The sequence below is a fragment of the Pseudoalteromonas sp. MBR-15 genome (genome assembly GCF_053628915.1).
This window is the reverse complement of the sequence record NZ_JBRJHH010000014.1, coordinates 109809-133717: the sequence shown is the minus strand read 5'-3', so window position 1 is coordinate 133717 and position 23909 is coordinate 109809. Positions and strand designations below refer to the sequence as shown.

General features: G+C 40.0%; 13 protein-coding genes. 1 reads left to right on the top strand and 12 read right to left on the bottom strand.

The genetic code is table 11. The annotated features are described in order from the left end of the window. Nucleotides 1-578: 578 nt before the first annotated feature. The 12 genes from ACSSVW_RS17245 to ACSSVW_RS17190 all read right to left on the bottom strand — a co-directional run bounded on the left by ACSSVW_RS17245 (nucleotide 579) and on the right by ACSSVW_RS17190 (nucleotide 23099). Nucleotides 579-5894 carry a S8 family serine peptidase gene (locus ACSSVW_RS17245; protein ID WP_454179809.1) on the bottom strand — a complete coding sequence of 1772 codons (5316 nt, stop codon included), beginning with the start codon at nucleotides 5892-5894 and terminating at the stop codon, nucleotides 579-581. A 159-nt stretch (nucleotides 5895-6053) separates the two neighbouring features. Beyond that, complete coding sequence (locus ACSSVW_RS17240) at nucleotides 6054-8933, bottom strand: EAL domain-containing protein (RefSeq protein WP_417698788.1); 2880 nt, start codon at nucleotides 8931-8933, stop codon at nucleotides 6054-6056. A gap of 3 nt (nucleotides 8934-8936) precedes the next feature. Next, nucleotides 8937-9221 (bottom strand): hypothetical protein, encoded by a 285-nt coding sequence (locus ACSSVW_RS17235; protein ID WP_454179808.1) that lies wholly within the window; start codon nucleotides 9219-9221, stop codon nucleotides 8937-8939. Nucleotides 9222-9353: 132 nt separating this feature from the next. After that, on the bottom strand, nucleotides 9354-10346 hold the full coding sequence (locus ACSSVW_RS17230) for an HD-GYP domain-containing protein (RefSeq protein ID WP_304635382.1): 993 nt from the start codon (nucleotides 10344-10346) through the stop codon (nucleotides 9354-9356). Nucleotides 10347-10643: 297 nt separating this feature from the next. Then, nucleotides 10644-13952 (bottom strand): EAL domain-containing protein, encoded by a 3309-nt coding sequence (locus ACSSVW_RS17225; RefSeq protein ID WP_454179807.1) that lies wholly within the window; start codon nucleotides 13950-13952, stop codon nucleotides 10644-10646. A 126-nt stretch (nucleotides 13953-14078) separates the two neighbouring features. Then, nucleotides 14079-15464 (bottom strand): prephenate-dependent tRNA uridine(34) hydroxylase TrhP, encoded by a 1386-nt coding sequence (gene trhP / locus ACSSVW_RS17220; RefSeq protein WP_065979595.1) that lies wholly within the window; start codon nucleotides 15462-15464, stop codon nucleotides 14079-14081. A 224-nt stretch (nucleotides 15465-15688) separates the two neighbouring features. After that, nucleotides 15689-17233 (bottom strand): S8 family serine peptidase, encoded by a 1545-nt coding sequence (locus tag ACSSVW_RS17215; protein ID WP_454179806.1) that lies wholly within the window; start codon nucleotides 17231-17233, stop codon nucleotides 15689-15691. Between the two features lie 14 nt (nucleotides 17234-17247). Further along, nucleotides 17248-17829 carry a hypothetical protein gene (locus ACSSVW_RS17210; RefSeq protein WP_454179804.1) on the bottom strand — a complete coding sequence of 194 codons (582 nt, stop codon included), beginning with the start codon at nucleotides 17827-17829 and terminating at the stop codon, nucleotides 17248-17250. A 487-nt stretch (nucleotides 17830-18316) separates the two neighbouring features. Further along, a complete protein-coding gene (locus ACSSVW_RS17205; protein ID WP_454179803.1) occupies nucleotides 18317-18796 on the bottom strand; it encodes a hypothetical protein in 480 nt (159 codons plus the stop codon). A 70-nt stretch (nucleotides 18797-18866) separates the two neighbouring features. Continuing rightward, nucleotides 18867-21488 carry a hypothetical protein gene (locus ACSSVW_RS17200; RefSeq protein WP_454179802.1) on the bottom strand — a complete coding sequence of 874 codons (2622 nt, stop codon included), beginning with the start codon at nucleotides 21486-21488 and terminating at the stop codon, nucleotides 18867-18869. Continuing rightward, complete coding sequence (locus tag ACSSVW_RS17195) at nucleotides 21488-22099, bottom strand: hypothetical protein (protein ID WP_421420024.1); 612 nt, start codon at nucleotides 22097-22099, stop codon at nucleotides 21488-21490. Before ACSSVW_RS17195 ends, ACSSVW_RS17200 begins: the two co-directional genes overlap by 1 nt. A gap of 403 nt (nucleotides 22100-22502) precedes the next feature. After that, nucleotides 22503-23099, bottom strand: a complete 597-nt coding sequence (locus ACSSVW_RS17190) for a hypothetical protein (RefSeq protein ID WP_421420023.1) — start codon at nucleotides 23097-23099, stop codon at nucleotides 22503-22505. Between the two features lie 242 nt (nucleotides 23100-23341). Here ACSSVW_RS17190 and ndk point away from each other — a divergent pair, with 242 nt between their 5' ends. Then, a complete protein-coding gene (gene ndk / locus ACSSVW_RS17185; protein WP_036972405.1) occupies nucleotides 23342-23773 on the top strand; it encodes a nucleoside-diphosphate kinase in 432 nt (143 codons plus the stop codon). Nucleotides 23774-23909 lie beyond the last annotated feature (136 nt).

Genomic DNA, 23909 nt, shown 5'->3' with positions numbered 1-23909 from the left:
CGTTTTAATTTCGTCATTTTTTCACCCAAATTTGTATGCTTATTAGCATAACATTTCTTTCTTAATGGGTGGCCAAATTAACTATGCCACTATATTGTGATATGTTAAAGAAGTACTTTGAGTTACTAACGACGTTCACTTTATTCAAAGAACCATGAATGAAAAAAGTTTAACTGAGTGCTTGATATAAAATTATTACAAAAGAAAAACTTAAACGATGAAGCTTTTAAATATTAAATTATATTTTACCAATCTAAAGCCATACACAACCAATGTAAAACGTATGCCAACACAAACAGCATGAACGACTTCTTCTTTACCACTATATGGATACTGAAAGTAAAGATGTACAAAAGCAAGTATGAGGAGAAATCTAATAACGACATGTTAGCCTCTATCTATAACTGGCATTATTTACATACCCGCAATGATCCACTCAGTAAAGCGAGTTAAGAGTAGGTAATTAGCTCAACAAATAAATTGAACAAGTTTTACATCTAAAGTCAGCCAATATCTCGTTAGCAAAAAAAAGAGGCTGCAAATGCAAGCCTCTTTGAACACAACATAACGTTTGGAAATTAACGAACGCGGCGTCGATTTAGGAATAATAATCCCATGAAAATCATGATGAAATGCATAGCACCACTCGATGATTTTTTCACTTTTTCAGTTATGTCCTCTGCGACTGGGTATGTGCATGAGTCATCACTCTTATTAGCGACAGGGTTATAATTACTGGCTGCAGAATCAGTACACCCTGCTATATCAACAGATAACACAAAACGAGTGCTTGCTTTATCAGCTGAGTTCATACTGTCTGTAACCACAACAGTAACAACGGTTTCACCAGCCCAGTCTTGCTCGGGTACAATAGTGACAACCGCCCCGGAGTCATGACTTTTGACATCGGCAGAAATATGCTCACCTGAGACACTGATTATATTTTCATCTTGCTGCATATCAGAATATTCAACAGTAATATCAAATACGCCGTGGCCTTCATGTACTACATCTGGCATGGGCATGACTTCAATATTATTTAGTCCATCAGATGATACTGTAAGCATGAATGTTGAAGACATGGCATCATTAGGAAACGCATTATCTGCAACAGTAACTGTAACAAGTGTTTCACCATACCAGTTTTCTTCTGGTATCAGGTCAAACTGCGCGCCAGACTCATGACCATGGATCTGCGCAGTGACATGTTTACCTTCAACTGAAATGGTATTAGATACTTTGTCTTTATCATGATACAACACAGTGATACCCGAAACGGCCCTATTTTCATTCGTTATCATGTCATCAATATCAACAAGAGTAATATTACCAGGCACATTAATTTCGTGAATTGCATTGACGGTTTCTATCCCTTCAATATCACTGTTTGTCTCAATATTAAGTAACTGAGCTACAGCGGTATCATTAACTTTAACTTGAAACTCAATGTCAAAAGCGGTTGCTTCTGGGCCATCGTAGTCATAACAAATCACCAAGCCATTTTTAAGCGTGTTAGAAATATCACCACGGGTATACATATCCCCCGACATACCCTCAATAGGGTAGTAAGTACCACGCTGGCCATGATAACCATATACACCAACTGTACCATCATCTAAATCCATCACAGCCCAATCATAAAACTGCTTTTCAGCAAAGGTTAGGTTGTCGTAAGCCATAATTACTTCTGGATGGCCTGCAGCATGGTTATAATCCATATACACATAAGTTTGCATATCGTAGTTATCACCAAACGATTCCCAGTCCCAAGTCTCGAAAGAGAACCCTTCTGTCGTTGCGCCGCGCCAGTCGACAATAAGTACTTTCGGATCATTATCATAAAGAACCGTAATCCCTTTATAGATACCTTGTTCAAAGCCATTACGCGTAGTTAATGTACCGCCATTAAATGTATCACCACGTAATAATGGGGCGACCATTGAATCAGGAATAATTCCTAACATTGACTCTAGTGTTGATGGTTCAAATGAATATGAGCTCCCCTGAAGCAGCCAAATTTCACCGAAGTACAACATGCCTGCAGCGCTTACCTCTACAGAGTTAAAAGGGACTTCGTTTTGATTATGATAGAGCGCAAAATCATTATTATCGATTTCCCAAAAGTCATCGAAATTAAAGCTCCAGTGCTGATCCCAATCACCACCCAATGACGGTCTAAAACCATAGGTATTCTGAATATCTAAGTACTTACCATCTTCTGTGTAAGGCACTCGACACATTGCATCAGTTTCATTTGTAGTAATAGTGTAGCCACGCGATTTATTACTTACATCAGCCTGAACCCCACTCACTATGAAATGATCAGACTCGATTTTTATCTCAGTATCAATACGTTGATTAGAAACGCGTGGTTCGTCAACTAAAGTGGTTCCCTTGGGCAGCATGGTCGTGATTGCAAATTCACGGTCATAGCCTAGCATGTTATGCAATACAGATACCTTCATATCGATAACATCACCTGCTCGAGCAACATCTTGCGAGCCATATATTGACAGGTCGTTTTGACCTCGTTTAATTTTAAATGGAATTGTTCCTAAGTTTGCAGCATCAAGTTGTGAAGTGCCTAAATCAATTGCACCAAACTTGTATTCACCTTCAACAAACGTATCGAAGTTCCAGTTTAACTCAAGGTCGAGTGATGTCGCTGTTACATCAATATTTGATGTTGTTGTTACAGTGACATCCGTTGTCTGCTCACCCGTTGCAATACCATAGACGTATTTATGTACATCACTGTGTATGCCAGGCTCGATAAAATCATTTTCAAAGTTATAAAAAACAATCCAATACTCACCCGCATCAGGATTGTTAATAGAACAGAAATCTTTTACCGCGCGTTCAGCTGATGACCAACAAATTGTTTCTTCTTCGAAATCAATTTCCTTATCACCGTCTAAATCACGACCAATTAAAATGTCAAGATCCCCTGCGAACCACATATTTCGAGAAGTCGTTGACACCGTTTCTAAAGCCTCTGCAAATAAGCGTTTACTGCCTTCTGGTACCGAAATCCAATGCGTTTTTGTTGCCGTAAAGTCGTAATCGAAATACACACCAGCAAAATCATTATCATGCGGGAACTCAGCAGTAACAACCTCAGCATCAGCTAAGTAAGCACGCGCGTGAAAATCAGTCACTTTGCTTACAGGAATATCTTTAACACTTAACTTATCAGCATTTCGATGTGCAGTAGCACGTAACATTTTTGGTATATTGTTACGATCCATTTTCATCTTAACTGGCCAATGTGCTTCAGGTGTCATGCTATCTTGTGGCGTAAACTTAACATCACCCCAAAGGTAGGTTTCTTCTAAGTTATCCCAACTTGTCGTTGCATCTAAAATCGTTGCGTATACGATCACTGATTGGGTTTCACCTGCTTTCAATGAAAACTCACTTGGTTGCACGTCAAAGCTAATGCTTACCTCATCATGATTTGCTTGTGCGCTGACTTTCCAAGACCCATCTTTCGTCGCCTTAATCGTGCGTATCCAGCTACACGTTGTTTCGCAACTGGTATCCACTAACGACGGCACATTTAGATCTGCAGGGTCCCCACCATTACGAGGGTTTGCCAAAAGCATATTTTCTGCAGTTTCGTCCATCACAAAACCGGCATTAATTGCAGCTTCAATATTAACTAAACCAGAACCCCCATGGAAAAAGCGGTCATCTCCATATGTATTTCCACTATCTAAGACATTGCCTGCTGTAGATTGCAAAGCTGACTGAACTTCTGCCACCGACCAATCGGGATGGGCTTGGCGAACCAATGCTAGTGCACCAGCTATATGAGGTGTTGCCATAGATGTACCACTAATAACATTCCAATCCATAGCTTGAGGGAATGACGTAAACGGTTGATCGTCAGCATACGCCGCTAAAATATCAACACCTGGCGCTGCAATATTGGGTGACAAGGTGCCGTCAAAATGAGGATTAACTTTCGTTGAGTTAAATTCTGCCAATTTGTTATTTCGACTCTCGTCAAACGACACATTTGCTTCTGCCGCAGTAATTGTACCGCGATGACCTGTGCCTGAGTTCAACCACTTTTCAAGTTCATAGCCTTCATAATAATCTATATGAATTGACGGCAGAGGGTATAAATCTGTCGCTTCATCTTGTGAACGCGATGAATTGTACAAAATAAACCCACCAGCACCTGCTGCCACCAAATGATCAGCTTTAGTCATTCTTGGTTTGTTTGAACGTTTACAAGCAACAATTTGATCTGACGTAAACGTGTTTTCAGGAAACGGATTATCGCAATAGGTGTTTCCATAATTTTTAGCCAGTACAATTTCACCACTGATGCCAGAGCCTATGGTCGCACCATCAATACCTTGTGGAGCTGGCGTGTCCCCTCCTGTTAAATCATTTAATAACTTTGGCTCAGCACCAAAGATACGGCTATGCTCTGTCGCAGCAACATTCATTAGCCACGGTGATGGATGGTTTGTTGGTGAGTTAGAGCCACCATTTCCTGCCGCAGCTGCAACTGAAATTCCGGCAGCATAAGCAGAAAAGAATGCTTGTTCGATAACACCATCCCAAGGGAAGTTAGAGCCACTGATTGAGTAGTTAATAACATCAACACCATCAAGAACAGCCTGTTCAATCGAGGCTAGCGTTGCCGTTGTCGGACAACCATAGTAGCTACTTGTTTGACCATCACCATTCCAACACGCTTGGTACATAATCACATTTGCATGAGGCGCAACACCCGATACATTTCGTGTTAGACCTGTATCAACACCGTCACCGTAAGCCCCCATATTAGGGTTACTTTCGAATAGTTGATAACTTGGGAATTGGTATGGCGCGTCATGTACAACATTGCCTGCTGCAGTACTTGCTGTGTGTGAACCATGGCCATTATAGTCCTCGCCAAAATAAGGGCGCACTTCAGAAAAAATAGGATCTGTGTACATTTCAGCCATGACATCCCATGTGTACACTCCTATTAATTTATCATTACATCGTTCAGCAAACTCTGCTTCTTGACACTGGCCAAGATAATTTCCTTTACCCAGTGGATTCGTGTGGTCATAACCATCACTGCCAATATCAGCAAAAGACACATGGTCTGTGTTTATACCTGTATCAATAACACCGATAATCTGTCCCTCTCCTTTCAGACCCATTGGATATGAAGGGTTAACAGTCGTATTATTCCATGCAGCATCTGCTTTGATGACTTGCGGTCCAACATCCGTCTCAAGTTTATGAACAATAGAACGTTGAATATTCTCAACCGCAGTTAACTTTGCAAGTTGTAAGGCCTGTTTCTGTGTCATCGTTACAGCAAGCGCATTTAAACTCGCCGTAAAACGTCGGCTAACCTGTAAATTAATACCCGCTGCATAAGCTTGATCTAAAAAGCTATCTTGCTGGTCATGTAAAAAAGCTTGGTAAGCTGCGATATTGTCATTAGCAGGCACTGAATTCACAAACAGCTTTTGGCTATTTGCAGGTGCTGCGGTCATTGGTTGATGAACTCCTGAACCAATCGACTTTAATGTACGCGAATCATGCGCTTTTATGGCTGTTGATTTATACCCCTTAATTGAACCGTCATAGGTTGCAATAGGTTGATCTCTTAACTGTATGATATAGGTATGCACACCGCTAATACCCGCTTCAGGTGTAAACTTTTCAGCTACCGTTTTTCTTTTAATATGTCGATTCAACGCGCTTCGATTACTTTTAGCATGTAATGCGTCACGTTTTGCACGTAATTTATTTTCTGTCTGTTGACTGACGGTATCCGCACTAATGGGTAAAGGCTTTAAACCCCCTTGTGCCGCTGCACCGACCCCAGCGGCATAAAGCGCGCCCAATACCGAAGTTGTTATTATTTTATAATTCACGAAATAAACCTCTGTTAGAGTGAATTGTTATTACATGCAAAGAAATTTCTTCACATGCATACCATTTCAGCCTAACGAAAGGGACGTGAACCTTCAGCTTAAAAGTTGTGCAATTTTGTACAAGTAAAATCATAACCAATTGAAATAATTTACTTTACATTATTCACGGTGGTTAAAACTTTGTGGCTTACCTAATAGATAACCTTGGAAAAACTGACACCCTAAACGTTTTAAGTATTGAAATTGCTCTTCTGATTCAACCCCCTCGGCTATCACATTTTTTCCTAAGCTTGTCGCTAAGGTGAGAATCGCTTTCACAACCGACTCGTCTTCGGAGCTAATCAGCATTTTATCGATGAATGACTTATCGATTTTTAACGTATCAATCGGAAACCGCGTTAAGTAGCTAAGCGAAGAATAACCGGTTCCAAAATCATCTAAAGAGAGGTTGATACCCAAGTTTTTTAGATCCTTCATTCGCTTTATGAGCATCTCGGTGCCCATTAAAATAACCCCTTCGGTTAACTCTAGTTTTAACCGTGAAGGTTGTATTGAAAATCGATTAATTGTCTCAAGCACTTGCGGAACAAAGTTAGGGTCTTGAAATTGCAGCGCGCTGACGTTAACAGCCACACTTAAATTAGGGTTTGAATACGCATCATTTTTGCTCATTTCTTCACACACTTGCTCAAGAACCCACTGCCCTATTTGATTAATTTGTTTTGTTTCTTCTGCTATAGGTATAAAAACATCTGGTGAAACGCTCCCTAATTTAGGGCTATCCCATCGCAGTAATGCTTCATAACCAATGAGTTCTTTGCTGGTGTTATGAATAGGTTGATACACAACGTTTAACTCTTTTTTGGCAATGGCATTGATCAACCCTTGGTTTATTTCATTTCGCTCTAAAATAGATGCTTGTAATTTCGGGTCATAAAAACTAATCATATTTCGCCCTCGCTCCTTAGAGTGATACATCGCAATATCAGCCTGCTTCAGTGCCTCTGACAATTCAAAGTCGCATGCATTAATGATTGTGAGGCCAATGCTAGGTGTTGTATGAACTTCATACCCATCAAGGTAAAAAACGCGCGAAATCGTTTCACGTATGTTTTGCGCAAAGCTATCCACAGAATGAAAGTCACCATCTTTTATGCAGGTAGGATCATCCAGTAAAATAACGAATTCATCGCCCCCTAATCTGGCAATTAAATTAGGCGATAAAACAATACTTTCTAAACGGCGCGAGACTTCTTTTAACAGTAAGTCACCAATACTGTGCCCTAAAGTGTCATTGATCATTTTAAAATTATCTAAATCAATCAGCAGTAAGGCGTAACTGTGGCCTTGGGTATGATGCTTTGATTTAGCCAATGACTTTGCTTTGTCGATAAGATGACGTCGGTTAGGTAAATTAGTTAACTCGTCATACATTGCTAAGCGATGAACATTTTGCTCAGCAAGTTTACGATCGGTAATATCAGCTCTAATAGCAATGTACTTATACGGCTTGTTATTTTCATCAATAAAAGGAACGACGGTTGAGTTAACCCAATATAAGCTGCCATCTTTGGCACGGTTACAGACTTCTCCTGACCACACTTGACCACTGCGAATTGTTTGCCACATAGTTTTAAAAAAGCGCGGGGGATGCGTTCCAGAATTGACTAACGCATGGGTTTTTCCGATAAGCTCTGCAGCAGAAAATTGCGATATGTTGCAAAACTTTTCATTCACACTCGTGATTACTCCCTTGCTATTGGTGGTCGCGACAATCGCATGCTGATCAAGGGCCTTTTTTAGTTCTGCTCGACTTCTATTGAGCTCTTCATTTTCTTTTTCGGCGAGCTTCATTTCGGTCATGTTTTCAATCAAACATAACAGGCTAATTACTTTTTCTGACTTATCATTTTCTGGGATCACATTAACATCAAGAAACAACGTTTCCTCATCGAGCCCTTTGAGGTTTATCGAAAACTTAACTTGTTCTCCCTTTAATGCCGTCCTTAAAAAAGGCAATACTTTATCGATAACATCGGGAGGGAAAACATCATGAATATACTTACCCTGAGTCGGTGTACGTAAATAAAAGTAGGTTTTTAGTGCATTCTGATTGTAATAACTCAACTTAAAATCAGCGCTCAATCTGAGCACACCTATGTTCATATTATCTAAGATTGTTTTCAGCTCATTTTTCTTTTTAGATGCATACAGCTCAGCCTTGTTCACCATTGAATAAGGATATAAAACCCCCTCAATAAATACGCTTTTATAGATAAATAACGCACCACATAACTTCACCAAATGCGCAATGACAAGGTAGGTATCAGACAGGGTTTGATACTGGGTAACCAACAATGAAAACAACGCCATACAAACTGATGATAATGCAAAATGAAGGTACCTTTTTTCACCATCTACGTTATGTTTCTTGTAAAACAAATAAGCCACGACGACATAACCAATTAATAGAACATTTTCTAAGGTTATTTTTACAATGGACACGCCTTCGCCATGAATAAAGAGAGACGGTAGGTTATAAGCAAACAAGGTGCCGAACGCGATTAAAATAACTGAAACAATTAACCCACAGCTTAGCCATACCATTTTCCTGCCATGAAAAGTCAGTGAGGCCGCAATGGCTGCAAACGTCAGTAATTCAAACATTCGCGCAGCTAAAGAAAAGAAAATCGACTTTTGACTTGAGCTGGGTGTAATAAACGCTGGCATACCAGCAAACGAAATCGCGTTCATGTAGTCCATCATTAGGACAATACTAAATCCGAATATGATGATATTCGTTTGTTCTGCGTAGCGGCCATCAAGGCGCTGAAATTCAAGCAGTACCACTGATGAGAAAACAAAAACTGACAATAGCTCCGTTGTTAAATGCAGTATTTCAGTATTTTTTTGTGAAAATATATCGATACTTTCAAGCACAAAAAAGCATATTAAAGCCCCAATAATTAAGCTCGAAAACAAAACAAAATAATGGTTATTGACACCCTGACACTTAAAACCCGCTTTAGAGATGTACATTGTCTATTCTCCTTGCCAAATTACAGCAAACATAGGCGTAGCTAAAGCGTCTTCATCATGCTTACTTTGAGCAACAGCATGACTTTTTAAAACGTTTAAATTCAAGGTTTTTAATTGCTTTTTCATTATATAAAGCACAGCGTTTGAAAACTCAAAGCAGCATAAAAAATTAAAATCTTTACCAATTAACGGTTCTTCATCAACACCTACTTTTTGTGAAAGAAACAGTGAACTATTTAAAGTCGAGAGTATTTTTTCTAAATTATTTATTGGTAAATCACTTCGCATGATATCTGTTCCATTTACAGTCTTTTAATGGATTTAAAAATTAAATGCACAACATTTACTGGCTCATTTAAAAATGCCAGTTCAATATAAAGGGTTTTATTTAGCTAGATTAAAAATAAAAATAGAGGCGTGTTATATAAACCACAGACATTTAGCTATATTAACTTTGTCAACAATTGATTTTTCAACTGTGTGGCTATCAGCTAACTCGACGGTGCCATTCGCGAGATCTTTATTAACAATAGCCTGCGACCTATCATTTAATTCAACCTTTGCACCTTTTGGATAAAGACGAATAAAGTTAATAAATTTAGTCGTTAATATATGATCAAACTTACCAATTTGAGCGGCGTGATAAACTTTCTCAATCGCTTCTACACGTGAGAACTTTTCGCGATAATGACGCTGTGAAGTTAAAGCAACGTATGTATCAATAATACGAATTATGCGTGCTTCAAGGGGGATTTCGGGTTTTATTAGGCCATGAGGGTAACCAGAGCCATCACAATTTTCATGGTGGCACTTGATAATCTTGATCACACTGTCTTCAATGCCGCGGCTTTGCAACTCGCGGCAGCCCAACACAACGTGCTCATGAACACTGTCAATTGCTTTCGCGCTTAACTGCTTACTTTGCTTGTAATCAGGCGGGATCAAAGACATGCCAATGTCTTTTAAGAATGCTGACTTTGCAAAAGGAATGAGTTTGTCTTTTCTTAATTTTATTTCTTTTGAGAATAAAGTAATTAACACCAATAACCGCACAGACTCTCGAAATGATTGGGAGTCTTCGCTAATTTTTTCGTATATTAAATCCAGACGACTGGCATCATTAAGCACAAATAAAACAATATTTGTAACGGCTTGAGTTATCGCCTTGTTGTTTAATACATCTGATTGGCCACAGTCTTCAAGTGCCACTTTAAGGATTGATAACCCTTTATTCAGCGCACCAACCGATTTGTCTTCAGAGACATATAACGATCCCTCAAATTGCTTGAGTTTGTGCTTATCGCTTTCAGACTTAATTTTAACTTTATTTGTAAAAAAAGGAGTTTTTAGCCAGTGTTCATTGACCCTAACTAACATACCTTTCTTTAATTGATTGGATTGTATTTTTTTCAATCTAAGTAACCTTGTAATAAAAAAAACATTAGTTACTCATCGTCTTCCCATTGACAATTCATCCTTTAGTCGTTCTATTTTACTTAAAAAGTTAAATTACATCAATATAAATCAGAAACAAGCTAAGACTATGAATCAAAAAAGATAATTGCAATTTAATTTAAAAAAACACTTTTTATAATACAATACTATACAGCAAATAATTTGATGAAATACCTAATAAAGGTAATTGAATATTAAATTAAACAACCCAAAATAATACCTAATAAAGGTAATTAGTTTCTTAATAAATAATCGTCAATTCTTATCGCGTTCATGAGTAGCGTATGTATAAAACGCATCAATTGGCATTGGTTTACTGTGGTAATAACCTTGGATCTGAATGCAGCCTAACTCTTTTAGGGTTTGTAATTGTTTTTCTGACTCAACGCCTTCTGCTATCGACTCCATATCAAGTGCTTTCGCCAGATCAATCATGGCTTTTACAATAGCAATATCTGCTTTAGTTGGATGTTCTAAATTATCAATAAATGACTTATCAATTTTTAACTTATCTAGTGCAAATTCCTTAAGGTAACCCATTGATGAGTAACCCGTCCCAAAATCATCAATCGACATTTTAAATCCAGCTTCACGCAGTTTAGTTATCGTGTTTAATGCAAACTGTGGATTACCAATCGCAATCGTCTCAGTCAGCTCAAGTTCAATACAGCTCGGCTCAATGGAATATTTTTGCAGTACCGTGGTCAAACTACGTAGCAAGTTCTTTTTAACAAATTTGGTAGCCGATAAATTAATGGCAAAAGTGAGCGCTGGCATCCCATTATCGCGCCATTGACGAATCGTTTTTACGGTATTTTCAAAAACCCAATCATCAATGTCACTAATTCGGCCACAACGTTCTGCAATCGGAATAAACTCAGCGGGTGAAACACAGCCTAACGAAGCTGAATGCCAGCGCAATAAAACCTCAGCGGCTACCATTTTGTTTGTTGCTAGTTCTATTTGAGGATGAAATACGAGTGAAAATTCGTTATTTTTTAGTGCGTAATTGATAGCATTAATGATCTGAGCGTGCCTCACACCTGCTTTATTCATTTCTTCAGCATAAAACAAGACATTATTACGGCCTAGTTTCTTCACCTCAAACATAGCCGACTCAGCCATCTGCAATAAAGATTCAAAGTCACTGGCATCCAGCGGGCACAGGGCAACCCCTATCGAGGCCGTTACAACAATTAACTCGTCGTTAATTGATAAGGGTTCTCTGATCACTTTGAGTAAGTTATGAGTACACTTATCAATCTCTTCTGTCGATGTATAGGGGGTAATAAATGCAAAGCGGTCACCTTGTAAACGCGCAACCATGACTTGTTCACCCATAAAATTACTCATTCTTGCACTCAAGTTCTGCAGTATTAAGTTGCAATTCCCTATTCCGAGGGCCTTATTAAGAATTTTAAAGTTGTCTAAGCCAATTAAGATAAAGGCTGATTTAATACCGACATGCGCTTTTATGACCTGCTCAAATTCCATTTGTAACTTCACTTGATTGGCAAGCCCTGTTTGCTGATCAAAGTAAGAGAGCTGATGTATTAAGCTTTCACTTTCGACTTGCTTAGTCATATCATGTTGAAAAGAAATGTAATTACTGATTGCTCCTTGCTTATCAAAAATGGGGTATATGGTTGTTTGCTCTACAATAGCATCTCCGTGTTTAGTTTTATTAACCAATGAACCAACCCACGCTTGTTTATTATTTAGCTGTTGCCACATCCCCTGATAAACACCTAAATCCGTTTGACCTGCGCTGATCATGTTCGGACTTTGGCCTATAAGTTCATCGTAACCATACTGACACATGTCTAAGTACGCCCGATTCATATATTCAATTTTGGCATCCGTATTCGTAAACATAATAGGGTGCGGATTTTGCTCTACAGCTTGAGATAAAATATGCATGCGTTTATTCAACGTGATTTTATTAAACCACTGCCACACTGATTCAGCCCACACGGTGAGCATGTTTTTATCATGAACTGAAAATGTTTTTTCTGTGTGTTGCAAAATAATCGCTAACTGACATTTGCCATGACGCACAACCGGCACCACCAGCAAAGAGCTGGCATTACTTGGCAAGCCAAACTCTTTTGCTTGCTTGCGATTAACAATGACTGCTTCTCCAACAGCGACTTTTTCTTGCAACTTACTGGTACATACATCCAGTTTTGAGCCATGCACCGCACGGTAAGCGAGCTGCTTATGTTCATTACAAATATAGAGCGATGCACCATCACAATTTGCAATTTCACGGGCTTGCTCAACGGCATAATTAAGCAAGGTTTCTTGATCTTCCTGAAACGAAATTTCGGTCAATGTAAGCAATCCCTTATTGAACTTGCTTTGTTGAAGCAGTGCTGCCATTTGCCCTATTTTTTCTGTTACGTCACGCGCGACAACTAAGTAAGTTTCATGCTCATTTTCATAAGTAAACAACGTCACAGAGAATTCAAAATGATGCGTACGTCCATTAATTAAGAGAGGTAATGCATCGATAGTAAATAATCCAAATAAATGATTTTGTTGCAGTGAGTGTATAAACTGCGGTGCATGTTGAGGAGCAAAAAGCTGACAAATATTGTGACCGAACACATTGTTCGAAAAGACACGACTCGGCGAATTGTCACTGTAAATAGTTTTAAACGTGCCATCTCGCTCAAGCTCAAAAACAGAATCGGGTAAAGCGGTGAGCGTTGCAGATAACTGCTCTGTTGAATTTTCAAGATCAGCATAGGGTTTGATGACGGTTTCAACAAACACGATTTTATATAATAAGAAGTAGGTCAAACCTTTATAAATATGACCAAAGAAGTTAAGTGTATCGGTTACATGCGAGGCATCATTATAGAGCGTAAAACACGCCTCACTTAATATAGCCAACAAACAAACAAGCGTTTTCCCGGCAATATTTAGAGTGTTTCTTGGTTTTCTTAATTGCGATGCAAACATACACGCAGCAAGGCTGTAGAGCGTAATCAGTGTTATTTCTATCAGCCACTTTTGTTGACTGCTGCCACCCCCTTCAATGTACAACGTGGGCAACCAATCGGGAAAATAAAATACAACAGCCACAATACACGCGGTCACACAAAGTAAAGTACTCAGCACAACACGCGCATTAAACAGCTTATAATTCACCCAAATAGCGGTTGCAATCACTAAAAATGCAGCGGCATTAAAAAACCGGGCAAACAGCCAAAAAGCAAACACTTGCTCCATGTTTTTCTCGTGATCACTGACACTTGAAAAACTCAAAAAGTGCAGCGCATCAAAAATAGCAACACACAGCATAAGACAAGATAGCAACAATAACTTGCTATTTCGGGTGAAGTGCCATGTATTCCATCCAATAGCAAAAATTAAGAATGAAATAACAACTGAGAAAAGCTCAACACTGGTGTGCATGCCTACATAAAAAGGTTCAGTAGCAATTAAACCGACCTTTTCTAGCAGTAGTACGATGGCTAATAGCAACACACCGACACCAATGTAAGGTAAGGTATTTACAAGTTCTTTATGATGAGAAGTATGTACAAACTGTTTCACTAAGCTTTTAACTATTTTTATAAGTATTACTAAAAAGGATAGTAAAAATAACAGTTAAGTGTAGATAAATAATGAAAAAAGCTGTCGGTGTTGCGCTAACTATTGCTTAGCGCAACAGAATGAAAACTAACCTTTATTAAAAGGATTCCGTGTATCTTGATTAGCATCGAGGTTACGCATCAAAATTGCGTGGTCTAAATCAATATCTTCCGGTAGAGGGATTTTTACAATATGGCCTGAGCCTTTTGCATCGCTGATTGACTCGCCCTTTTTGTTTTCCATAAACTCAAGGTTAAAGTTGATATTGCCTTTAGGTGTCATTAACTCAAGTGAGTGACCCGTACAAAATTTATTTTTAACATCAATTTCAACCAACCCATTGCTAGTACGCCCCAGCACTTCACCAACAAACTGTTGTTTATCTGATACCGAGTGACCGTACTCATAGTTTTGATAGTCTTGGTGTGCATGGCGCTTTAAAAAGCCTTCGGTGTAACCACGGTGCGCTAAGTTCTCAAGCGTTTTAAATAAGTTTGCATCAAAAGGACGCCCAGCCACCGCATCATCAATTGCTTTACGGTAAACTTGTGCGGTACGCGCCACATAATAGAAAGACTTTGTGCGCCCTTCAATTTTTAGGCTATGTACGCCCATTTTTGTAAGCTGATCAACATACTGTACGGCGCGTAAGTCTTTTGAATTCATGATGTAAGTGCCATGCTCGTCTTCAAATGCAGGCATGTATTCACCAGGGCGGCCTTGCTCTTCCAGCATATAGACTTCATTACTTGGCGCGCCTTCACCGAGTGTGGGGATCACTGATTTAGGATCAATTTTATGAACCATTTCGCCCGTTTCGTTTTCGGTGCCCGGTTTTACATCGTAATTCCAACGGCATGCATTCGTACACGTGCCTTGGTTAGGATCGCGCTTATTAATATAACCCGACAACAAACAGCGTCCAGAGTACGCCATACATAATGCCCCATGAACAAAGACTTCAAGCTCTGTGCTTGGGCATAACTCGCGTATTTCTGCAATTTCTTCAAGTGATAATTCACGCGACAAAATAACACGTTCAATACCTTGTTTTGCCCAAAAATTTACCGTGGCATAGTTAACTGCGTTAGCTTGTACAGATAAGTGAATTGGCATGTCTGGCCATTTTTCACGGACCAGCATAATTAAACCCGGATCTGACATAATCAGCGCATCTGGCTGCATTGCGATGACAGGTTCAATATCGCGTAAATACGACTTTACTTTGGCATTGTGGGGAGCAATGTTCGACACAACGTACAACTTTTTATTTTGTGCATGTGCCTCATTAATACCGATTTGCAAGTTATCTAAATCAAACTCATTGTTACGAACACGAAGGCTATAACGAGGCTGACCTGCATAAACGGCATCTGCGCCATAAGCAAAAGCATAACGCATATTTTTTAAACTACCTGCGGGAGATAACAACTCAGGCGTAAAAGGGCGAGGGGTCAAAATAGGTGACGACATGAATGCTCCACACATCGAACCGAGTACAAGTCGGTTGCATGAATTAATATGATTAACGAGCGCGGGAGTATAATAATCTGTGACTATATTTTATTGATCTAGATCATAATTGCAGGTAACTAAGCCGCTAATTAACACCAAACATTGCTGCTTACGAAACACAACGAAAAAAAGCGCCTTTTGGCGCTTTGGTATCAATAACAATGTATCTTGTAACTCGTGAATTAATGAGCCGAGCCATCGCCCCCGCGTAACACGCCTTTTGGCGCACTACAGCCATGCTCAGAAATATAATCAACGGCGGCTTTTGCTTGAACAACCCCCCAGCCATAAGCATGATCATACCCAGCCTCGCCCTGATCATCCGCCGATGCACGAAGCGCTAAGCGAATATCATTTGCAGTACATTCAGGAAAATTACTCCACACCACAGCTGCCACGCCTGATACATGAGGTGTGGCCATTGAAGTGCCTGACTTGAAGTCATGATCTGTAAACTCGGCAACACTTATTGTGGTTTCTTGCCCTAGTTGCTCCATTAAATGAAGCCCCTCATTCATCATTACCGCGCCCACAACCAGTGTCGTTGGATTAATATTACCCACAAGCTGGCCTTCGATGTTATTACGAATAATAACCCCCACCCCGCCATCGGCTTCGCATTGCTCAACCTTGCTATAAAACGGGCTATCACCACGCTCAACTAAACAAATTTTGCCTGTTACATCACCACAGCTTTCGGTACCGCGTCCACAATCGACAAGCTCACCCGTGACCGAGCCAAAACGTGATCCATCCAATGCATAGTGCTGAAAGTTAATATCATCCTGCATTACATTAAATTTTGAAAAACGTCCTCTACCAACAGGAATTGTTGAGAACACCCCAACCCCAGGCGCTGATAACTCAACCTGTGAACTGCGCTGTGAAAAGCTTGCATGTTGCTTAACACTATCCACGGCGGCAACTGAAACCACACTATCGTAAGACGCAGGATAACTGTGTGATGCATCGCCTGAGTTACCTGCTGCTGCAATCATTAAAATATTATTACGCGCCACTTTATTAATTGCTCTTTCTTCAATCGGACTTGAATATTTGCCCCCTAAGCTCATGGAGATCACTGTTGAACCCGCTTGCTGACACTCATCAATGGCCCCAGCTAAATCAGAGGCATAAGCCCAACTACCGTTGCCTGCAAATACACGCACAATGTGCATATCCAGAGAGTGGTCACCCACAATACCTGCACTGCCTTTGTTGTCATCAATTGCAGCAATCGTGCCCGCAACATGCGTGCCATGACCAAATGGGTCTTCATACCAAACACCCGCGCCACCATCCGCTGAACCGGTCACGCCCGCACTCGGTAAATCAGGGTGACTTAATCCATAACCACTATCAATGACACACACCTTTTGACCGCCTTGATACTGCACTTTATCTGCCTGAACCATCGTATAGCCATAAGGTAAGAACTGCATCGGCTCTTCTGACATCAGTTTACGAGGTACATCGGGGTAAAACGCTTTAATATTGGATAAACCCGCTATCTCTGCCAATTGCGCTTTATTAATAGTGACTGCAAAACTCTCGAGTGACTTAATTTCTTTTTCTATTTTGACATTTTTAGCCTGTAGTGCCGATTTCACAATTGACGCTTTATTATTGTTCGCTTCAACCACTATGCGAAACGTCTGTTCTGCAAAACTGGGGAAACTACATGCGAGAGCCACACTTGCAGCAAGTACTGTTTTTTTATTAATCATCGTTGGGCTCCTTGTTATTGTGCAGTATTATCGTTTTTGCTCGCTGGGCAATCATGCAACTGAACGTTACCACTGATTGTTCCTGCATTGCTGTAACCTTGATATGGCCCAGACTCAAGCAACATCACATTTAAGAGCCCGTTTGCACCAATCCCTGTTTTAACGCCTTCTGAAATATCCATCATACAGGCAAAGCCAACGCCCTCTCCCGGCGCTGTTGGGTTGGTTGAGCTATAATTAAACTCCACCTGATACATTCCCTCAGTGCAAATATCTTGCTTACAGTACAAACGCTCATCACCCGACTCTGCGCCCTCAGGATCAACGGGCTCTTCGCTGCATAATCCAGCACCATACACGCTTGCATTAAACGCTACACCGCCCATTTGCTGCCAATCAATTGCTGTTAAATCCTTATAATTAACCTGTCCAGATACATCACCATCGCATCGCGCAGCATGCGCAGTAAAGACAGCTTTGCCCGCTCCGCCTTTTGAATTAAGCGTTCCACCAGCTGACACTCGCGCATCTATTTTTGCACAGCCACTCAATATAGCGGCTGTTGCAATTAACAACCCTAACTGTGTTAGTTTCATATTTTTTTCCTTGTAGTTTGTTTTCATTATCGTTTTATCCACTGTGACGCAAACTAATATTTCTAGTATATACATCTAGTTAAGAGCGACAGCACAGTATTAGAGCAACCAATAAGAGAATTCAATACGCAGAAATAAGCAAAAATGAACAGCACAAATATAAGCAGAAAAAACGCCTTTATTTACAACCTGTTAAAATTAAATTCACACAGCGTTCATATGTACCAGTTTGTACCAAAGTGTAATCAAGCACCAAATAGCACATTAAAAGATCTTAATTAAACACTGTTGCACGTGGTTATAGTGCATTGTGATACCCATTCGCTTAATGAGATGAATGGCTTTGAAACACGAAAAACTAACAGAGAAAAGAAAAAAAGGTGACCAATCCTATGGCCACCTTTTTTAGATCAAACGCAATTAACTATCCAGGATAATTGGTTTTGATTTAGTTATGTTAACAGCAAAGCCATTCTCATAAAAATTTTTACACGCCTGTTAAGCGTTCGCGGCGCTTTTTCCACAACAGAAATTGATAGCCAAGCAAGCCTTCAGCTTGAATGTTAATTCGCCCGCCCGCCGCTTTTTCAACTTTTAAATGACCTTGCTTGTCATCATGCTGAAAGTTAAATAAAAACGTTGTAAGGGTTTGTTTATTTAAGGTAATCGCTATTTTCTGCTTAGTGTCTTCGAGTACACTCACCAGCTCATTTTCATTAAAACGATATTTTATTTGTTTATTCGTCGCTATGAGTTTAGGCAGTAACTTTGCGATATTATCATTCCAGTACACAGAGCGCTTTGCGTACTCAATTGATGCAGCCTCATCAAGTTCCCATGTTGTCTCAAGTTCAGTTGGAAACTCAGCCTCTACAGGGTTCGATTCTTGATTGATTTGTGCATGTAAGTTTTCAGCTGTGCTAATCACAGATAATAAGCACATTATTTTTATTATATTTTTAAACATAAACAATTCTTTGTTGTAACAATAAAATGGCCCACATTTTGAGTGGGCCATCCACTAACCTAGCAAAATACTAGTCATCTATGTGGGCACAGCGACCAAACTCTGCTCCCTTCTTCACAGCGTTAACCACCTGTTTAGGGAAACTTAGTTCATAATCGTTACCGTTATCGCAAACAAATGCCTTATTCGCATCAATTTCTATTGATAACACGGCTCCTGCAATACCTGCCATCATCTCAGAGCCATTCGCACTTAAACCAAATATATTATCGGTTAATAAGCCTTTGGCTTCTGAAACACCTTGTTTAGAGAAAAACTCCTTAGAGGACATCCAGCCTATTCCCTCTAAATAGATAGCACCATGGAAACCACCTGAACGAGGACTACCAGCACGACCTGTGATCATAGACAGATCAGCATTTGCATCCAGAACCGTAATTGAAGGTAGACCAAAGCCCAAATCGACAAGCTCTTCGTGGCTGTAACCCATATCACAGTAGTTAGTCCAAAAACTCACTGCAGGAATATGTTCACACCAACGTAAGCTGCCAAGTTTCTTGGTGGTGTTCGTGTGGGTATCCCACATTTTCACCCCTACGGGACGACGATTTTCTAGGGAACCAAAAGCAATATATCGACCATCTTCAGAAATTACCGAGTTATCAATTGCACCAAACTCAGTATAAGTATCAATTAATTGACCATTAACCCACGCGATTTGAGAAAAACCATTTGTTGTTCCCGTCACAGTTTGACCATTGCCAGAAACACGATCAGCGCGTGCCCATGCGGTGCGTCTAATTTCGGTGTCACCGTTCATCAATGCCACTTCCTTGCCTGAACCGTATGAACGGTCAACCGCTTTTACTCCACTCAGTACAGTGGCTTTGCCGGTGTCAGCATTCCATACTGTTGGCATGGCAACTGATGACGCGCTTTCTCCTTCTTGACAGCGATCACTGCCGTCATAAGGGAAACGTGATGTACCAACAACCACCTTCCCTAAATCATCCATATCCCAAATGCTGTGTGAGCTCATGCCTTGTTGGCTCGACAGCGAGCATGTATTACCTGTTAAATCTTCTAATGCAGAGACTTTTCCAGAGTTAATATCCCACACACCCCCTTGCATAATGCCATTATCATTGAAATGAGCTGTGATTGCCGCTTTAGTCGCGGTCTTATTCATTGCGGCGCTGGTTGAGCTTAATAATGCATAACCATCTGGTGTGGTTAACGTGTCAAAGCTATTGGTTGCGCTATCATAAATAAACGGAATGCCTGAAGAGGTTGAACCCAGTGCTTTTTTACCATTTTTGGCATGATCCATAACAAATGCAGCTATTAATGGTGTGTATTGGATACCATCTTGATAACCATTGAACACCATTTCGACTTCTTTTGTTTCACCTGCCGAAACCACAATTTCTGTCATTTCACAGGCGTTATCAGTACTTGGATTAGCGCTTTCATTGTCATTCCAATATTCAGGCTCAGATAAAATATTGGTCTGTGGTGTTGGGTAACCACCAGCATTAATTTCTTGCGTGTACAGAGCATAACGCGCACCGGGGGTTAAGCCATTGATAGTAAATGAGCCATCAGGACCAATACGCCCTTGGGTCATATTACCTGACTGCTGACTTATCACATCTTCATATGGATTATCTAAGTTACGCGCTATTAAGTTCACGCCCGAATACTCAACGCCTTCTTTGGTGAGTAACTTTCCTTTAATACTGCCAAACTGCGACTTATATTCAGCCGTTGGGTAAAGGTCTGAAATATTAACAATGTCGTCTTTCACATTAACTGTGTGCTGATTTGCACCTGCGCTTCCACGCACATTAATGAACGGGAACATTGTTTCAATCGCAGAAAAGTCGAGCATACTTGCACTGGTAAATTTAGTGACCCCATCACACCCAGGCACACCGTCATATTGTGGGCTATAACTTGCCGACATATAGACTAAATGGCCATTTGCTTGCGAATGCGACATGTTAATAGCATGACCAAATTCATGGGTAAAAACACCACCAACTTGCGTACCGTCAGTATCATTGATATCGACATACCATCCGTTCATTAACGCGGTGGCTTCTGTTATCTCACCCGTTTCTTCATCTGCCCATTCAGGAAATGCAATACCGAGCACTGAACTTCTTGGCACACCAAAATAGTTTTCTAAAATGCCACCATCAGTATCGTAATTCACCCAAAAACCGTAGCCATTTTCAACACCGTAAATTTGATCAACGTTCTGGGCTGTTACATCAGCAATGCCTGTTTTTTCAAAAATAGTACCTTGAATTGACATTTCAAAGGTTGATGTTTCAACATCTGACCACTCTTTTATTGCAGTCGCAGTAAGCGCGTTTGCTTGCTCAATACTTAAAAAAGTATAATCACGGTCAAGCTCTGTATTGGCTGGTATAACCGTGCCATCAGGCAAAGTGATATCAATATTAAACACGGTGCCTTTTTCAAGCACTGTGAATGTTTCTACGTCATTACCGTCTTTGTCTTTAATTATTTGGCCACCATCAGTCCACACCGGAATACTGCCTTTAGAGGTGTCCCACTTATATGGCTGCATTGTTGGTTCATGGATATATAAAGGCCCTCCGGCTAACGCACCAGAGGTCATTGTGGCTAAGGCAAGGGCTGCTGCAATTTTTGAAAATTTCATTATTGTTGTACTCCAGTCAGTTTACCTACTAAATCCATAAAAACTCCCACATCGACTGCGCCTGGTGTGGTTAAAATATTTTGCTGTTCGGCTGTCAACTTACTGGTATCTAATCCTTCAAAAACACCATCATTAGCAAAGCGATTTTCTACCTTGCCATTGCGAACAACGAACTTACCTTGCGCAAGCCCGACAGTCGTCTGAAAACCTGTGATTGAGGCTGGCTTATACATAAAAGCAATAACTTGCTCACCTTCGCGCCATTTCGAGAATCCTTCAGGTGTTGCTCCTAAATACACTTTGCCATTGCCCATTGAGCGAGGCTTAATTAAACCAAATTGACGAAAAGTGTAAGTCGAGTTTTCTTTTAATTTGCCTTTTGCATCAGACCCAACTTGAATAGTGATTTCTGTAAAAGGACGGTTGTTGTCAAACCCATCGGTCACTTTGATCACACGACCTGAAATAATACTTTGTGACTCTGTCGTCATCTCTTGTAAGTTTTGTTGCTTTAATTTCATTGCATTGGCAGCTGGCGACAATGCCATCGCAGTGCCTAGTGCAAAAATAGATGCACATGACAGCTTGGTTAATGACCTGCGTAGTTTCATTCTTATCTCCTATCATTCTTTAATTCGTGTATTTATTGTTTTGAATCAGGATTTATAACTACAAAAAACCTAATCGCTAATTATTTATGGTTGAATAAAGACAAGAGTTCACGCAAAAACATGTAGCCTTTTGTACACTTAAATTTAACATTTCGGTTACAATTTAAAAGGTGCTTATTTTTTATTTTAAGGTAGGGTAAAAGAAGGAAAGTGAATTTAAAATCTATATATTCAGAAAGTTAAAGTTATAGCAGCATAACACATTGGTATACATTAACAGCGCAAAAGTGAATGAAAGGTTAACAACAATGAGATTTTAAAAAGGAATGTTCCACCTAGATAAGTAAAGTAGCGATATGCAAAGTAACTTCACTTATCTAGTTCTAGTGCCTTTTATGATTGCCTAAAAAAGCGCAACTTCTTCTGTTTCGAGTGTGAACGTTTTACCATTTGCAAAATAAATATCTATATAAAAAATATGACTGCTTTGCAGTTCAGGCGCTTGATTTGGTTTTAGTTCAATAAACACAGGTGCTGTAGTAGGTAATATGTCAGCAAAATCAGCGACACTGGCATAGCCTCCCTCATTAAAGTAGTCAAAGTCATTCACATACATCTCTGTGACATTGAAGATACTATTCAAGCTCATACCAGCCGTTAGTTCGCTGTTATAATCGGCGCTTGAATAAACATTAATTGCAGTAATGCTATTAATACTGCCAAGCACCACAGCCGCCACTGGGCAATCAGCGTATTCTTTATTAGGATCTGGTTCGTTACCGTCTTGATAAACACCGTCCCCCATTCCGCTTAGCTTGATTTTATAGGTGTCAAAGGCAATGGGTGTAAGTGTATTTGCGCTATCCTGTTCAGCTACCACAGCGTAGTTAGCAATATCGATGGCTACAGGTGAAGGCGGACATGTTAATTCATCATTTGAATCTGAATTACAGCCAGCTAAAACACTAGCAAGTAAACCTATTAAAAGAAGTTTTTTCATTGTTTTTCCTTATTTTAGTACTCTATTTTCCTTGCTGAAAATGATAGCTCAAAATCCCTCTGCAGTAACAACTTTGCAGTCATAATTGAATTAAAGGCAGCCTTTTAGGGCAATCGCCAAAAGGATCATAAAAATGCCATCTATGCTCTATTTAATAAAATTAGGAATTTTAGCGTAAAGCGCGTATAATTCGCGCCCGTTAATATTTAACCTTTTATATATAAAATTATTGGAGCACAAAGATGGCTTTAGAGCGTACTTTTTCAATCGTAAAACCTGATGCAGTTGCTAAAAACCACATCGGCGCTATCTACAACCGTTTCGAAACTGCAGGTCTTAAGATCGTTGCAGCTAAAATGGTTCACCTTTCAAAAGAAAAAGCTGAAGGCTTCTACGCTGAGCACAGCGAGCGTCCTTTCTTCGGTGCTTTAGTTGAGTTCATGACATCTGGTCCAGTAATGGTTACTGTTCTTGAAGGTGAGAACGCTGTACTTAAAAACCGTGAAATCATGGGTGCTACTAACCCAGCTGAAGCGCTAGCAGGTACATTACGTGCTGACTACGCTGACAGCATCGACGAAAATGCTGTTCACGGTTCAGACGCTGTTGAATCAGCTGCACGTGAAATCGCATACTTCTTCGCTGACGAAGAAATCTGCCCACGTACTCGTTAATATCGAGTTCACAGCTAAGTCTGTGATGCAGAAGAAAAAGGGCTTTCGAGCCCTTTTTTAGTCATTAGCTAAGCTTATTATTCGTCTGTTTAGCTAATGACTAAGTCGATTAAATAATATACAATCGCGCACCCTA

Excerpts from the sequence above, each read along its gene's own strand:
- ACSSVW_RS17195 (WP_421420024.1), bottom strand. The coding sequence starts at position 22,099 with ATGAAACTACGCAGGTCATTAACCAAGCTGTCATGTGCATCTATTTTT.
- ACSSVW_RS17205 (WP_454179803.1), bottom strand. The coding sequence starts at position 18,796 with ATGTTTAAAAATATAATAAAAATAATGTGCTTATTATCTGTGATTAGC.
- ACSSVW_RS17235 (WP_454179808.1), bottom strand. The coding sequence starts at position 9,221 with ATGCGAAGTGATTTACCAATAAATAATTTAGAAAAAATACTCTCGACT.
- ACSSVW_RS17200 (WP_454179802.1), bottom strand. The coding sequence starts at position 21,488 with ATGAAATTTTCAAAAATTGCAGCAGCCCTTGCCTTAGCCACAATGACC.
- ACSSVW_RS17190 (WP_421420023.1), bottom strand. The coding sequence starts at position 23,099 with ATGAAAAAACTTCTTTTAATAGGTTTACTTGCTAGTGTTTTAGCTGGC.
- ACSSVW_RS17210 (WP_454179804.1), bottom strand. The coding sequence starts at position 17,829 with ATGAAACTAACACAGTTAGGGTTGTTAATTGCAACAGCCGCTATATTG.
- trhP (WP_065979595.1), bottom strand. The coding sequence starts at position 15,464 with ATGTCGTCACCTATTTTGACCCCTCGCCCTTTTACGCCTGAGTTGTTA.
- ndk (WP_036972405.1), top strand. The coding sequence starts at position 23,342 with ATGGCTTTAGAGCGTACTTTTTCAATCGTAAAACCTGATGCAGTTGCT.
- ACSSVW_RS17215 (WP_454179806.1), bottom strand. The coding sequence starts at position 17,233 with ATGATTAATAAAAAAACAGTACTTGCTGCAAGTGTGGCTCTCGCATGT.
- ACSSVW_RS17240 (WP_417698788.1), bottom strand. The coding sequence starts at position 8,933 with ATGTACATCTCTAAAGCGGGTTTTAAGTGTCAGGGTGTCAATAACCAT.